Source organism: Patescibacteria group bacterium (assembly GCA_041651155.1).
In the GTDB taxonomy this organism is placed as follows: domain Bacteria; phylum Patescibacteriota; class Patescibacteriia; order CAIXNZ01; family CAIXNZ01; genus JAPLYF01.
In genome coordinates, this window is record JBAZJU010000003.1 from 111,858 (window position 1) to 126,745 (window position 14,888).

Sequence of the window (14,888 nt, forward strand, 5' to 3'; positions counted from 1 at the left end):
ATATAATACTTTTATAAACCATATCAAGAGCAAAATAAATTAGTAAATCACTACGGCTTTATCAGCAAGCATGTCCCAATTTTTTTGAAAAGCGCTGATTGACATTCTTATCTTGCCATATATTGGATCTAAAAGTATCATTTGTTTTGGATTATTAGAACTGCCAGTAAACCCAATTAAAGTGCGAGCGTGTTCATCTAGTTTAGCCACAATAACTTTTCCAGCTGGAGTTTTCCAGGAGATATCCTTTCCTTTCCCAATTACTCCCCAAACTACAATAGGATTATTATTAGATAATTCCGTAATTAAATCTGTGATTGTGGCATTACTCATAATTTTAGCTGAACGATATTTTGTGGCTAAATCAAAAATTGGTTTTTCATAAACACCATAACCAGTATTTGGCATTGAACCATTGATATTGCCGACAAATCCTAAATTAGGATCACCCCAGATATTGCCAGACTGGCGAGGGCCAGGATCAGACACGGGCAACTGGTTAATTAATTCATTTTCAGTAACTTTTACTCCCTTATAATTTAAAGCCATGGTTAAAGCAGCAGCTTCGCAAGAAAGTGAATGCTGCTGACGATGAAATGGTACGGACAATTCAATTGCTGGACTGATTGGAATCATGGCAGCGGCTGCCTGGTAATAAATTATTTTGGCCACGCTTTTAACCGCATTTTCTTCACCTTTAGAATCATCAATTGTTAAATCAAAAATTAGCCAGCCAAAAAATGCTACTAAAGCAATTATAGCAATAACCCTACTAACCAAAATATAATTTTTACTAATTTTCATAAGTTTTTAATTAAATTTAGTCTTATAATTTAGGTTTTTTAACTAAATTTGCGACATTATCATAACTACCGATCAAGGCTAATAAATGTTTATATTGCCAATCTCGTTCTTTGGCAACAGCCAAATTAGCCTTAGATAATTTTGTTGCCCTAAAGATAGCTTGCTGGGCATAAAGCGCAGAGCCAAGTGAATGCGTGCGTACATGGGCTGTTGCCACTGCTTGGCCGCAAGCGCGGGCAGCAGAGCGGGCGGCATTATCCTCCCCTACATCACGTGCAGCAGCATGTGAATCAAGTGAGGCTTTACGAATAACAGCCATTTTAAATACTCCTGTATTAATCCAAGCTTGAAGTGTTTCTAATGCATGTCTTGGCCGAAGGTCTTTTGGATATTTTTCTTCAAAGTAAGGCAAAACACGCAAGGCACAATCAATTGCCCAGACAGCCAATATTTTTTTATCTGTTTTTTTCACCAGCTCAACCATTGGCTTGTCTTTGAGTGTAAGTGTAAATTTTGTTTTTTTCATTTCGGAAGGTGTGGGATTTGAACCCACGAACCCTTGCGGGTAACACGCTTTCCAAGCGTGCGCCATAAGCCACTAGGCGAACCTTCCATTTTTAATACCTTAATAATTGATTAGTTTTCTTTTTTAATCTCATTGTATTATTAAACAATCCTAACAATCTTTTAAAGAATAAGCCACCTTTATATCTTTTAATTTCTAATTCCCTTTTATAGGCATCCGATTTAGTTTTACATTTTTCTGTATATTTAACTTTCCAAGGTAAATACGGCTTAGTTGATTTTACTTCCCCGTTATTATGCTGGCGCAGACGATTTTGTATATCTGCAATATGACCAATATAGTATCTGCCATTCTTTAAGCTTTGTAAAATATAAACGATATAATTCATAATTTTTCACCTAATTTTAATGCTTTCTGCCGCGCAGCGGCATTCCGCTACGCAGAACAAGCGTGCGCCATAAACCGCTAGGCGAACTCTCCATTTAAACTTTCTAATTCCCCCATATTTCAGCTTTCAGATTTCAGCATTCAGAATTCTATTTAAACAAGTAATCCAATATCATCCAGTCAGTCAAATGTTCAATTGGCGCCTTATCATCTGTGAGATATCCAAAATTATTATCATAACTTACTTTAACCGCAGAATTAACTGCATTATCAATGATTGGTTTTAATTCCTCAATCTTATTCAAATTTTCCATTTTAGTAAAGTCCAAATCATTATCACTGGCCAAAACCATATAATTCAATGAATCAGGCACAGGCACAAGGTAAACATTTTTAAAAACCAGATTCATGGTATTAGTAATGTTTTTTAAAAGTTCTGAATCCGGAGAACTGGCATTAACATTCATGGTCACTACGCCATCCATAACTAAATGTTTTTTTACCAAATCAAAAAATTCTTTGGTTGTGAGCTGAAAGGAAATATAAAGCTGATTAGCATAAACATCAATCACCATGGCATTATACTGCTTATTATAATAATCCAAAAAATTGCGGCCGTCTAAATTATACACGGTTAAAGAAGGATTATTTAAGTCAAAATATCTCTTGGCCAGGTCAATTATTTTCTGATCTATTTCCACGCCATCAATCTGCACATTATAATCTTGGGCAAAAAAATGGTTTAACTGTGTGCTGATTGTGCCGCCAGCCAAACCCAGAATTAAAATTTTCTGCTCTTTGCCATTGCCATCCAAATACGGCAGAAGGTTGTAATAATCAAAATACGAATCAGTTAAAACATTACTTATATCTTGATTTAAAATAGAAAAAACAGCCATGCCCTCATTTATGCTCAGATATCTAAAATTGTTTTTATCATGAACTTGAAAGTATTGATACACAGATTCACCTTCAGTGACTACTCCTTGTGCAGTTTTAATCTGTGGCATTTTCATAAAAAAAATGGGCATAAATAAAATTAAAAAAATTGCCAGCCATTTTCTTTTAATTAATCCCAGTAAACAAACACCTAATAAAACCAAGCTAAAAGCAATTATTGTTTTCCTTGTGCCTAAATATGGAATAAAAATTAAAACTGGCAAAAAGGTGCCAAAGATACTGCCTATCGTGGAAATGCTAAAAACCAAGCCAGCGTCTTTGCCGAGCTGTGCATCTAAATTTGACAATAATTTGATAATAAAAGGGCTCACAATGCCCAAAAGTAAAATTGGCAAAATAAATAAAAGGCTGACAATAATCAAAGATCCGCCGAAAATTAAAAGGCTGGCAGATTTAAAAACTATTATATTTTTATTCAGCCATTCAACCAATGGGCTGGCAATAAAAGGAATTATTAGTAAAATCAGGCAAGCGCCTAAAATTATTTTAAGTAAAATGTTTAGCTCTGGCCTGGCATCAGCTAATTTTCCGCCCAAGTAATAGCCTATTGCCAGAGCAATCATAATCACGCCAATCACATTGGTCCAGACAAAAGTTGAGGTCCCAAAATAAGGCGCAATTAAACGCGAAGCTGAAATCTCCACGGCCATGATAGTCATGCCGCTGGTGAAGGCTAGAACTAACAGATAGAGCCTCTTAAATTTTTCACTTGTAATCCTCATAGTTTTAATAACCAATAATCAAATTTCAAGTTCCAAATAAATCCCAAATTCCAAATTCTAAATCTAAAATTTTGTAATTTGGGATTTGGATTTTATTTGTTTTTTGGTTTTTGTCATTTGTTATTTATATTATAATCTTACAACAAAAAATCGCCCTTGACTAATATTCTTGACATCATTTTAAAGTATGTGTATATTTATCTCAAGAACCCGCCAAAGGGCAGACCGCTGGATGGTATGGCAAGTCCACAGCAGATAACCGGACAAAATAAGTCCAATCTCATCCATGTCATTTCCCAAGGGTTCAGGCGACTTACTGGACCTTTTCCCGGTAGTCGCCTTTTTCATTTAAAGTTAAAAAAAACCGTCCTGCTCCGTATGGTGCAGGACGGTTTTTTTATGTAAAGATCAAATTATTTTAAACCAATTTCTGTAGCGGAGCTTTTAATGGTTTCCAAACTTAATGTATTAGCATTATTTAAAGCAAATAATTTGTCGTACATTTCCCAGAATTTACCCTGTTCATTGGCGCATTCGGAAGCAACAGCAGCTGGCTGAGCAAATGGATGAAAGCTTAAAGGAAAATGCTTAAAAACTAAAGTTACGTCATTAGGATATGCTTTCAATATCTGATCCATCACTGGCTTGTGTCGCCCGCAATAAGGGCATTGAAAATCTGTGAATAAAATCATTGTTATCTTGCCATTTTTGGCGCCAGTCGCATGATCAGTTTCCGTGATTTGCGGCATATCAACTTTGACAATCTTTTTTGTATCAGGATCCTGCAAAAATGAGTCGTTTGGTTCCTTACCTGCCAACAATTCATCAATTAAGGTTTTAAAAGCTTCAAAAGGCAAAGCCCCTGAAACCAAGTAACCATTTACAAACGTAGCAGGAGTGCCTTGCACGCCTAATTGCGTACCTTCGGCCTGGTCAGCTGATATAACTGAATCATATTTAGTTGAAGCCAAGCAAGCTTCAAAATTTTTGGCGACTTTGGCAGTACCTGTGCCATTTGAATTACCAGAAATTATCTTACCTCCGCCAAACATATAAATAAGCAAGCCAATAACCGCCAACACGCTAATTATGGCAATGCCCATTGATAAGCCAAGCTGAAAATTTTTATCAGCAAATGGAGAAGAAGTCTTTGCTTTATTGTTTTCGTCCATGTTTTTAAAATTATTTTTTAGATTTATTAATTTAAGCACTTAATGACATTTTAATACATTTGCCAAAATCTGGCAAGCAAGCAGGCTTACAATTTTATTTTTTTCAATCTTAAAGAATTTAAAACTACAAAAATTGAACTAAAAGCCATTGTCCCGGCAGCAATCATGGGAGAAAGCAAAATGCCCAATGAAGGGTATAAAACTCCGGCAGCAATGGGAATGCCTAAAATATTATAAATAAATGCCCAAAACAAATTGCCCTTGATTGTGGCCATGGTTTTTTTGCTTAAAATAATAGCTTTCACAACCTTATTAATATCACCTTTTAAAATAACAATATTGGCTGATTCAATGGCCACGTCAGTACCTGTACCCATGGCAATACCCACATTAGCCTGCATTAAAGCAGGCGCATCATTAATGCCATCGCCGACCATGCCGACTTTTTTGCCCTGAGATTGCAATTCTTTGACTTTTTTCAATTTGTCTTCAGGTTTAACCTTGCCATACCAATCGTGGATATTTAATAGATGAGCCACAACTTCAGCAGTTTTCAGATTATCACCGGTCATTAAAATCGGTTCTATATTTAATTCTTTAAGTTTGGCAATGGCTTTTTTGGCATCTTCTTTGATGGTGTCAGAAATAGAGACATACCCCAGATAATTATTTTGGCCAGCTAAAATTAAAACCGTGCGCCCATTATTTTCTTCATCAGTAATTTTCATCTGAGCTTCTTTGGGAATTAATATATTATGTTCCGCTAATAATTCATGATTGCCTAGATAATAAATTAAGTTATTAATTTTGCCTATCACTCCCCTGCCTATTTTTGCTGAAAAATTTTCTACTTGAGCTATGCTAAATTTATATTCTTCTGCTTTTTTAACAATGGCTAAAGCTAAAGGATGTTCTGATTTTTTTTCTAAAGAATAGGCTAATTTTAAAACATCTTCACTGGAAAAATTAATTACTTGAGGCTTGCCTTCAGTTAAAGTCCCTGTTTTATCAAAAATTAATATATCCAAATCCTGCACCTTTTCCAAGCTTTCAGCGTCTTTAATTAAAATCCCCTCTTCTGCGCCTTTGCCTGTTCCCACCATAATCGCGGTTGGCGTTGCCAAGCCCAGAGCGCAGGGGCAGGCAATTATTAAGACAGTTACTCCGGCAATTAAAGCCAGGGCAAAATTTGGTCCATAAACCAACCAGATTGAAAATGATAACAGAGCAATCACAATAACTGTTGGCACAAAATATCCCGAAATAATATCGGCCAATCTTTGAATCGGCGCTTTTGAGCCCTGAGCGTCTTCTACCAGTTTAATTATTTGAGCTAAGGCAGTTTCTTTACCAACTTTTTCCGCTTTAAAAACAAGAGCCCCCATTTTATTAATAGTCGCGCCAATCACCTTATCGCCGATTTTTTTATCAACCGGCAAACTCTCGCCTGTAATCATGCTTTCATCAATTGAAGATTCGCCTTCTACAATTTCACCGTCAACCGGAATTTTCTCACCTGGCTTAACAATAATTAAATCACCAACTTTCACATCTTCAATTGGGATTTCTTTTTCTTCATGGCCGATTAAGATCCTGGCTGTCTTGGCCTGCAATTTAATTAATCGTTTAATTGCTTCTGAGGCCTTGCCTTTGGCGCGGGCTTCCAAAAATTTGCCTAAAATAATTAAAGTTAAAATTACAGACGAAGTATCAAAATAAACATTGGCTTGCTGGCCTGCTGCTATAAAAAATTGAGGAAACAGAGTCGCTGCTAAGGAAAATAGATAAGCCGCGCTGGTGCCAACCGCAATCAGGGTATCCATATTTGAGTTAAATCTCTTTAAACCAGCCCAGGCGCTTTTATAAAATTGCGAGCCAAGCCAGATCTGCACAGGAGTTGCCAGTAGAAGCAAAATCGCATTCATCATCTGCGCTGGAAAATTCTGAAAGCTCGGAATCAAAAAGTAATTTGACAAGATCATGATAATCGCTGACATTATTATGCCAAAAATCATTTTATTTTTTAATTTCTTAATCTCTTCCTCTTTAAGCATGGCCGCATGGTCATGTCCCGGCATATTCATGCCAGGCATTTTTTCATCTTCAGAGATCAATTTATAATTGCCCACGCTGCCTGTTGCTTTCTGCAAATGTTCATAAGATACTTTTTCATCTGCTTCAACCATGGCTTTTTCCGTGGCATAATTAACCACTGCCTTTTTTACCCCAGGCACTTTATTTAATTTTTTTTCTATATTTATTGCGCAAGAAGCGCAATCCATACCTTGCACAAAATAAGTCTTTTTTTGCGACGGAATATTTTTGGTCATAATATTTTAGTAATATTTAAATAAAACGTTTTTAATGACAAATAACAAAGATCAAATAACAAAAGAATGTCAAAATCTAAATATTCAATTTCAAAATTTTGTTATTTTAACTTTGTGCTTTATGTTTATTTTGACATTTTTCATTTGAATTTTGTCATTGCACTAAAAATTTTCCCCACACCATGCGCATGCCGCAAGAAAATTTTAATTCACCTAATTTATCAGGCGTAAATTCAATAATATTTTCGCCATAGTTTAATTGTTTATAAATATTATAATCGTCCAAACGAATTGCGCTCGTACAACCAGACATTTGCTTAACATTTATAATCCAACGCACTGGCACGCCTTTTTTAACATACAAAACATTGGGTTCATAACCAAAGGTGCCCAAGTCCATTTTCACTTCTTGATAACCATTAACAATTTGCGTACTGCTATTACCACTACTTGTGGCGGGAGTAAATCCAGAGCCTAAATTGGTCAAACCTCTATTAAACATAATTATACCTAAAATAATGACTAAAACGCCAGAGACCTTAATAATCTTCCCGATAAATTGGTGAGAAATTTTTGATACAAAAATCCCAAAGCCAAACATCAATGGTATTGTACCTAACGCATAAACAGCCATGCTTAAGCCGCCTTTAATAAAACTGCCTGAAGCCAGAGCATATAATTGCATGGCTTGGAGAGGTCCGCAAGGCATAAAGCCATTAAATAAACCGATAATAAAAGGACCCTTGGGTTTTTGACTGTGCTTTTGGCCAAAAAGATATTTGGCTATAAAATTTGGCGTTCTTAATTTAATTTTTTCCAAAATCTGCCATTTGGTCACAAAAGACAAACCCATTAAAATCATTAAGCCGCCAGCGATTAACAAGACAATTCCAGTAAAAACTGGATTAATGCCAAAGAATTTGCCAATGCCGCCCAAAACACCGCCAATAACAGTGTAAGATATCAAACGTCCCAAATTATATTGAAAATGAGGTGTAACTAATTTTTTCTCTTGATTCTCAGATTTTAAGCCTGAGGTAGAATAAGCAATGACCAGGCCGCCGCACATGCCAATACAATGAAAGCTCGCAAGCAAGCCAATCATAAAAATTAAGCCATAGCCTATATTTGGTTCATTTAATTTGGCTAAAATCTGAAACCCGCCAAAAGTCGTAAATAAATAAAAAGCTCCAATCACCAAGCCAATAGCAAGAGGAATTAAAATCCCTAATAGAAATGAAGACGGCTTTTTTGTTTGTTGATTTGTATTGGCTTGTTTTGTTTCGCAAATTTGCGGCTGGTAATTTAATTTGCTAATTGTTTTAAAAATTTCAGCCAGAGAAATTTTCGTGTCATCATATTCCAAATTGGCCAAGCCACTTGCATAATCAACTTCAATTTTATTGATTCCTGGCAAACTTTTAACTTCTTCTTCAACCAAAGTTTTACAGCTTTGGCAATGCATGCCAGAAATTTTAAAGTTTAATATTTTATTCATATTTTTTCCTATGTTACAAATTAAATTGTGCTTGAAAGTATTGGGTAATTTTGTATTATTTGTAACTAAATTTGTAAATTCGCTGGGTATTATTTATTAGACAATTTAGTAACTTTTAAAATTTCCTCAATCATGGCCTGCTTTCTTTTTTCATTCTTAGATGCCATGGCATTTTTAAAGCATGAATTTAAATGCCCCTGCATCAGCATCTGATGCGCTGATTTCAAAAGCCCGATCACTGCCAAATTCTGTTGCATGATATCAATGCAATAAGCGCCCTCTTCAATCATTTTAGTAATTTTATTAAGATGGCTCTGGGCTTTTTTAAAATTAATTAAAATTTCTTTTTTTGAATCCTCCATAGTGTTTTGAATTATGAATTATGAATGCCGAACGCTGAATTTTATTTCAGAATTCGGCCTTCGCCGACTGAAGTCGGCTACGGCCGACGAAGGTCGGAGTTCGGCATTACCTCCACCCCAGGTATAGGTGTATCATAAACTAAGTCAAAAAGCCTGTCAAGTTTCCTGTGGATAAACACTACAGATTACGGATACATACAGATTTACGAAATTCCAAAATATTATCTGTATATCCGCCTGCCTGCCCTGCCTACCGGCAGGCAGGCGGCAGGCAGGTACAAATCTGTAATCTGTAGAAATAAAAAAAACGGCTCGTCCTCTGCTTTTGAGCTTTGGAAGAGCCGTTTACTTATTTTTATTCCTGAAAATAATAAGCAACTACACCGGGTTCGCCTTCTAAAGTTATCTCCTTGAGGTCTTCAATCCACTTACTACAAAAAAGACCTCCAATTTCTTTCTTTTCCACTGATTGCCTCAGAAAGGCAAACGCATCTTCTTTTGATTTGGCGCGTATAACCACAAGTCCCTCAGAATCTTGCACTATAAATATCCTCATTTTTCAACCTCCTTTTAATTTGATTTGAAATTATCATATTATTTCATTATAGTCAACGCATCACTGCAGATTACAGATTTACGAATTGTCAGAAAATTTTGTATATCCTTACATATCTGTAATCTGTAGTAATCTCACATTTTTATCTTAATGATGAGATCTGCTATACTGGATTGAATTGCGCCATATTTTGGCTGGGAAAGTCGGATGAACCAGACCTGGTCCATAATTTAAAGTATCTTTAATTTCATCAATGCTGTATCCCCCGTAAATATAGGAATTAACTATCGTATGCCAATCTTTAGCAGCCACACCTAAATTGCGACCGATTCTTTTGACTAATTCTGAATATAATAAAGCTGCCTGGTCTTTTTCCAATGACGGAGAATTTACCCTGGGCTTGCCATAGCTAAAAATCTTATAAGTACTGAGACCGGAACCAAGAGGATTATAGCCCGTACTAACTTCCAACCCATCATTATAGCCATCCCCATCGGTATCCGGCTTAAAAGGATCAGTATTATAAATATAATATTCTTCAAAATCAGCTAAACCATCATTATCAGTATCTAAATTATACAAACTATCAGCCACTGTGCTCACAACCACGGCTGGCTGAGTATTTTGGGTAACAGTACTATTATTTGTACTGGAATTTGTAGTTTGGTTATTAGTTTGAATAGCAGTAAAATCCCTTAAAGGAATATACAGGGCATTTAATTTTTCCGAGCCGACACTAATTGGATAAATATTATTAGAGCCGACTAATTTGATAATATAACGGCCGGCTGGCAGACTAATATCTGCAAACCCTGAATTGGTAGTAGAAAATGTACCGATTTCTGAGCCTGGTTTTAAATTCCCTTCTGCATCATAGCTGGTAAAATAAAGCGTAAAAGCAGTGTTTTTAACATTTTGATTGCTTAAATCCTGCAAATATATCCTGGCTTTACTTAAAACATATTCAATATAATTGTTACTATTTTCATTGACGTAAATAGAATTGATTAAATAGGTCAAGCCATTATATGGCCCTTGTATTTCTACCTGATAATAATCAGTACTTAAAGGGATTTCTACTGTACCATTTATATCGGTCAGGTTGCTATAAATCTGGCCCTGCCTTTGGTTATTGGTAAATCTATAAATAATGACCCTGACATAAGGCACTGGATCTTTGTCTGTGTCTAAAATCTTTAGGCGCAAAGAGCCGTAATTATAATTAAATTCTTTTTTATCACCCTGGCTTAAGCTAAAATCATAGATCGTGTTAAAATCACCGGAATTATCTTTGAATTCAATTTTGTAATCACCTCTGGGCAAAAATAATTTTTTTGTGCCCTTATCACCTGTATTAAACTGGCCGATCTGCACAAAATCATTATCATCATTTTCATAAAATAATTTGAATTCAGCATTTTTGGTTAAATCGCCTTTAAAATCACGGGCGCTCACAATTAGCGTATTTAAAGTGTAGGATAAATCAGTTTGTTGATTTAAGTTAACAGTAAATTGGTTGTCTAAAGCATTTATATTATTCAAATCTGGATAATTAATGCGCAGGATATAATTGCCTGGAATTAAATAATAAGTTTTGGCGCCAGTCACTTCTGTTTTTTCATAGCCATAAAGCTGATCTTTGGCCACGATATTGCCAGCCACATCAGTCGTAGCTGACCAAATCTGAAACGGCAGATCTTTTAATAAATTATTATCAGCATCGCGTAGAATTATCTCAACTGAACTTAAAACTAAATTAACGTCTTGAGTTGATAAGCCATTTATTTTAATATCATATATCACAAAACGTTCATAATTGCGGTCATTTTTATGGTATTCAAAAGCTACAACTTTGGTTATGTTTGAAGTATTTTTAATTTGAATAGTTTGTAATCCCGTATCTCCAATATAACCGCCGCTTATTCTGTCACCTAAAATTTTATTATTATTAATATCGTATTTTTGCTCATAAATATTAAAAGAAACATTGCTGACTTTAATGCCGCCTGAGTCTTTGGCCATAACATTTAAACTGGCAAAAGTATCTTCAGCATGAGCAAAAGCTGGTAAAATCAAAAGAGCGCCTAAAATTGTAATTATAAAAATTAGGGATATTTTGGCTAAAGTTAGTAAAAATTTTCTTATCATATTTATCATGATTAAATTATAACACTATTCGCAAATAATTACATATCTTAACACAATACTAAATAAAAGTCAATGTTTTGAGGGCGGAGATGGACGAATTCGGAAATTCGGAATCCAATTCCCAATTGGGGATTGGATCCCGAGGAACATGGCCGTTTTCGCATTTCCTTAAAACAAAAAACCTGAACATAAATGTTCGGGTTTTTGATTTAACTAATTTCTAATTAATCCTTACCAATTCCCTATTACTAATTACCTATTACTTATTTCCTATAGTTTTGGTTTAATTTTATGCCAGCCAGTTGCCTGTTCATAGGCGCTGGCTGCTTTTAATATGGTAGCTTCAGCAAACTGTTTGCCAACAAGCTGCATGCCCACAGGTAAATTATTAACAAAACCGCAAGGCAAAGTAAGCGCCGGCACGCCAGCTAAATTTATGGTCACAGTAAAAATATCTTCTAAATACATGGTTAATGGATCATTAATGTTCTCCCCTATTTTAAATGCCGGGCGAGGCGAAGTGGGCATTAAAATCAAATCAACTTTGCTTAAAGCATTGGCAAAATCCTGCTTTATCAAAGTTCTGACTCGCATGGCTTTTTTATAATAAGCCTCATAATAGCCGGCTGATAAAACATAAGTGCCAATCATAATTCTGCGTTTCGCTTCAGCGCCAAAACCTTTGGCTCGTGATTTTGTGTAAATCTCAAAAAGATCATTAGCATCTTTATCTTGATAACCATATCTAATGCCATCGTAGCGCCCTAAATTTGAGCTCACTTCTGATGGCATTATAATATAATAACAAGCCAGGCCATAAGCCAGATTGGGCAATGAAACTTCTTCAAATTTAGCGCCTAATTTTTCCAGATCCCGCACAGCAGATTCCAGGCAAGACACAATGTCTTCATTCATGCCTTTGAGATAAGCTTCTTTGGGCATGCCGATTTTTAAGCCTTTAATATCTTGCCCAAGATTTTTTGTATAATCAATGACTGGCTGAGGAGGAGTAGTGGAATCTTTGGCATCCTGGCCAGCAATAATATTTAAAATAATGGCAGCATCTTCAACGGTTTTTGCCAAAGGGCCAATACAATCTAAAGAAGAACCCATGGCAATAGCGCCATAGCGCGAAACCCGGCCATAAGTTGGCTTCAAGCCCACAACACCGCACAGAGAAGCTGGATGCCTGATTGAGCCTCCTGTATCAGTGCCTAGTGAGTAAATAACTTGTTCAGCTGCAACAGCTGCTGCGCTGCCGCCAGAAGAACCACCTGGCACTCGCTCCAGATCCCAAGGATTATGAGTTGGCCCAAAATCAGAATTTTCTGTTGATGAGCCATGGCCCCAGGCATCACAATTATTTTTACCTAAAATAATGGCGCCGTTAGCTTTTATCTTTTTAATCACAGTCGCATCAAAAAGCGGTACATAGTTTTTGAGCATATTTGAAGAAGCAGTAGTTTCAATACCTTTGGTAAGAATTAAATCCTTAATACTGCAAGGAATGCCCTCAAGTATATTTATTTTTTCATTTGCTTTAATTTTTTTGTCTACTTCTTTGGCTTGCTTTTCTGCATTTTTAAAATCAGTAGCTAAAAAAGCATGGACTTTATCATCTGTCTTTTTAATGCGCTCAATGCAGGATTTGGTCAATTCTAAACTGGAAATTTCCTTTTGGGCTAATTTCTCATGAGCTTCTTTAATGGTTAATTTATTTAACTCGGTCATAATAATTTTAATGGGTAATACAATGGTAAAATATTGTAATATGGTGGTAATACAATTGTTTTACAATTTTCTTATCATTGCCTTACAATTTATTACAAACACTTTCAAAACACACTTTTTGTCTTAATTAGGTCATCCTCCCATTCCGCCGCCTGCTTAACCAATTCTTTTTGAAAATCACACTGGTCAATCTTATCTTCACGATAAACATTTTCTAAGCCTGTCACTTGCGCAGTAATTTCCACATTGTCAGTATTAACTTCATTTAATTTTTCCACGTAATCCAAAACCTTAGAAAGTTGGCTGGCATACAACTCCTTTTCATCCTTGCTTAATTCAAGGCGTGATAGTTTAGCTATTTTTTCTACCTCTGACTTGGTTAACTTCATATATATAATGCGAATTACTACAGATTACAGATACGTACCTGCCTGCCGGTAGGCAGGGCAGGCAGGCGGATATACAAATGACGGATTTTAGATTCGTAAATCTGTATATATCCGTAATCTGTAGGTTGTTACAATATTATCATTTTAAATAATTTTTTTCAACCAAATATTTCATAATTCATAGTTCATAATTCATAGTTCAAAAACCAACATATTCAATCTCCTCCATTAATTGCAGGCCTAATTTATCTCGCACTTTCATTTTAATATAGCTTATTAATTGCAGAACATTATTAGCCGTGGCTTGGCCTATATTTACTATAAAATTAGCGTGTTTGGGTGAAATCTGCGCGCCTCCGATTTTATAACCTTTCAAATCCAAGGATTCAATCAGCCAGGCTGCTGGGATTTTTTTGCGCTCTAAATATTCTGCTGGTAAATTAATAAGTTTATTTACCTCAACCATATTCTCAGAATTAATCATCACATTTTTAAACACACTGCCAGCTGAAGGAAATTCAGGCAATTTTTCATTTCTGGTTTTAAGAATATCTTTAATTTTTGCTAAACTTTGCTGTTTATTGCCTTTTTTGAGCTGAAATTCTGCTGAAATAATCAAATCATTATTATGTTTAAAAACAGATTCGCGGTAGCCAAATTCGCACTTTTCATTTTTTAGCACAAACTGTTTTCCGCCTTTCATTATTTCAACCCCAATTAAATTATCAGCTATTTGTCCGCCATAAGCACCGGCATTGCCTCGCACACATCCGCCAATTGCGCCCGGGATGCCAATCCCCCATTCCAAACCAGTTAAACCCTGATCAATTGTTTTTTGGATTAAATCAACCAGCATAACTCCAGCATCTGCCACGACTTTATTGCCCTCTTTGAATAGAATATCTTTAGTCTGAACATAAATCACTAATCCAGCAAATCCTTGATCTGCGACTAAAATATTACTACCATTACCTAAAATAAAAAAAGGTATTTTCAATTTTTTAGCAAAAGTTATGGCACGTACCAAATCTTCATTATCATTGGCAATAAAAAAATACTTGGCGTTTCCACCAATTTTAAAGGTAGTGTACTTGGCAAGTGATTCATTAGCCTTTACTTTTTTGCCAAGTAATTCTTCAAATTGTGAAATTTGCTTGTCCATTTTAAAAATTCTTAAAGATAGCGTCCCCTTTTGCGACTGCTAAGAATATTGGATTTTCTCTAAGGTTGGAAGAATATCAGGAATTATCCTATTCTTAAGGGGATAATTCATTAAAATTACCGTTATTATGACAAAAAAAAC

General features: G+C 35.5%; 13 protein-coding genes and 1 tRNA gene. All 14 read right to left on the minus strand.

Annotated features, from left to right (window positions below; genetic code table 11):
* Positions 1-39: 39 nt before the first annotated feature.
* Positions 40-804 (minus strand): C39 family peptidase, encoded by a 765-nt coding sequence (locus WC460_03610; GenBank protein MFA5188422.1) that lies wholly within the window; start codon positions 802-804, stop codon positions 40-42.
* Positions 805-826: 22 nt separating this feature from the next.
* Positions 827-1,330 (minus strand): putative immunity protein, encoded by a 504-nt coding sequence (locus WC460_03615; GenBank protein ID MFA5188423.1) that lies wholly within the window; start codon positions 1,328-1,330, stop codon positions 827-829.
* Between the two features lie 2 nt (positions 1,331-1,332).
* Positions 1,333-1,417, minus strand: a tRNA-Ser gene (locus WC460_03620).
* Between the two features lie 4 nt (positions 1,418-1,421).
* On the minus strand, positions 1,422-1,718 hold the full coding sequence (locus WC460_03625) for a GIY-YIG nuclease family protein (GenBank protein MFA5188424.1): 297 nt from the start codon (positions 1,716-1,718) through the stop codon (positions 1,422-1,424).
* 148 nt (positions 1,719-1,866) lie between these two features.
* Positions 1,867-3,399: a fused MFS/spermidine synthase gene (locus tag WC460_03630; GenBank protein ID MFA5188425.1), complete on the minus strand. Its 1,533-nt coding sequence runs from the start codon at positions 3,397-3,399 to the stop codon at positions 1,867-1,869.
* Positions 3,400-3,812: 413 nt separating this feature from the next.
* Positions 3,813-4,571: a thioredoxin domain-containing protein gene (locus WC460_03635; protein MFA5188426.1), complete on the minus strand. Its 759-nt coding sequence runs from the start codon at positions 4,569-4,571 to the stop codon at positions 3,813-3,815.
* 86 nt (positions 4,572-4,657) lie between these two features.
* The gene (locus WC460_03640; GenBank protein MFA5188427.1) at positions 4,658-6,901 is read right to left on the minus strand and encodes a heavy metal translocating P-type ATPase; all 2,244 of its coding nucleotides are present in this window, start codon (positions 6,899-6,901) and stop codon (positions 4,658-4,660) included.
* A 154-nt stretch (positions 6,902-7,055) separates the two neighbouring features.
* Positions 7,056-8,399, minus strand: coding sequence for a sulfite exporter TauE/SafE family protein (locus WC460_03645; protein ID MFA5188428.1), 1,344 nt, complete (start codon positions 8,397-8,399; stop codon positions 7,056-7,058).
* Positions 8,400-8,488: 89 nt separating this feature from the next.
* Positions 8,489-8,761: a metal-sensing transcriptional repressor gene (locus WC460_03650; GenBank protein ID MFA5188429.1), complete on the minus strand. Its 273-nt coding sequence runs from the start codon at positions 8,759-8,761 to the stop codon at positions 8,489-8,491.
* 355 nt (positions 8,762-9,116) lie between these two features.
* Positions 9,117-9,317, minus strand: coding sequence for a hypothetical protein (locus WC460_03655; protein MFA5188430.1), 201 nt, complete (start codon positions 9,315-9,317; stop codon positions 9,117-9,119).
* A 147-nt stretch (positions 9,318-9,464) separates the two neighbouring features.
* On the minus strand, positions 9,465-11,465 hold the full coding sequence (locus WC460_03660) for a hypothetical protein (protein ID MFA5188431.1): 2,001 nt from the start codon (positions 11,463-11,465) through the stop codon (positions 9,465-9,467).
* A 270-nt stretch (positions 11,466-11,735) separates the two neighbouring features.
* A complete protein-coding gene (gene gatA, locus WC460_03665) occupies positions 11,736-13,196 on the minus strand; it encodes an Asp-tRNA(Asn)/Glu-tRNA(Gln) amidotransferase subunit GatA (GenBank protein ID MFA5188432.1) in 1,461 nt (486 codons plus the stop codon).
* A 104-nt stretch (positions 13,197-13,300) separates the two neighbouring features.
* A complete protein-coding gene (gatC, locus tag WC460_03670) occupies positions 13,301-13,585 on the minus strand; it encodes an Asp-tRNA(Asn)/Glu-tRNA(Gln) amidotransferase subunit GatC (GenBank protein ID MFA5188433.1) in 285 nt (94 codons plus the stop codon).
* 199 nt (positions 13,586-13,784) lie between these two features.
* Positions 13,785-14,747, minus strand: coding sequence for a UDP-N-acetylmuramate dehydrogenase (gene murB, locus WC460_03675; protein ID MFA5188434.1), 963 nt, complete (start codon positions 14,745-14,747; stop codon positions 13,785-13,787).
* Between the last annotated feature and the right edge of the window lie 141 nt (positions 14,748-14,888).

What these genes read in the sequence shown, in the direction of transcription:
- WC460_03610 (MFA5188422.1), bottom strand. Translation starts at nt 804, where the DNA reads ATGAAAATTAGTAAAAATTATATTTTGGTTAGTAGGGTTATTGCTATA.
- WC460_03615 (MFA5188423.1), bottom strand. Translation starts at nt 1,330, where the DNA reads ATGAAAAAAACAAAATTTACACTTACACTCAAAGACAAGCCAATGGTT.
- WC460_03625 (MFA5188424.1), bottom strand. Translation starts at nt 1,718, where the DNA reads ATGAATTATATCGTTTATATTTTACAAAGCTTAAAGAATGGCAGATAC.
- WC460_03630 (MFA5188425.1), bottom strand. Translation starts at nt 3,399, where the DNA reads ATGAGGATTACAAGTGAAAAATTTAAGAGGCTCTATCTGTTAGTTCTA.
- WC460_03635 (MFA5188426.1), bottom strand. Translation starts at nt 4,571, where the DNA reads ATGGACGAAAACAATAAAGCAAAGACTTCTTCTCCATTTGCTGATAAA.
- WC460_03640 (MFA5188427.1), bottom strand. Translation starts at nt 6,901, where the DNA reads ATGACCAAAAATATTCCGTCGCAAAAAAAGACTTATTTTGTGCAAGGT.
- WC460_03645 (MFA5188428.1), bottom strand. Translation starts at nt 8,399, where the DNA reads ATGAATAAAATATTAAACTTTAAAATTTCTGGCATGCATTGCCAAAGC.
- WC460_03650 (MFA5188429.1), bottom strand. Translation starts at nt 8,761, where the DNA reads ATGGAGGATTCAAAAAAAGAAATTTTAATTAATTTTAAAAAAGCCCAG.
- WC460_03655 (MFA5188430.1), bottom strand. Translation starts at nt 9,317, where the DNA reads ATGAGGATATTTATAGTGCAAGATTCTGAGGGACTTGTGGTTATACGC.
- WC460_03660 (MFA5188431.1), bottom strand. Translation starts at nt 11,465, where the DNA reads ATGATAAGAAAATTTTTACTAACTTTAGCCAAAATATCCCTAATTTTT.
- gatA (MFA5188432.1), bottom strand. Translation starts at nt 13,196, where the DNA reads ATGACCGAGTTAAATAAATTAACCATTAAAGAAGCTCATGAGAAATTA.
- gatC (MFA5188433.1), bottom strand. Translation starts at nt 13,585, where the DNA reads ATGAAGTTAACCAAGTCAGAGGTAGAAAAAATAGCTAAACTATCACGC.
- murB (MFA5188434.1), bottom strand. Translation starts at nt 14,747, where the DNA reads ATGGACAAGCAAATTTCACAATTTGAAGAATTACTTGGCAAAAAAGTA.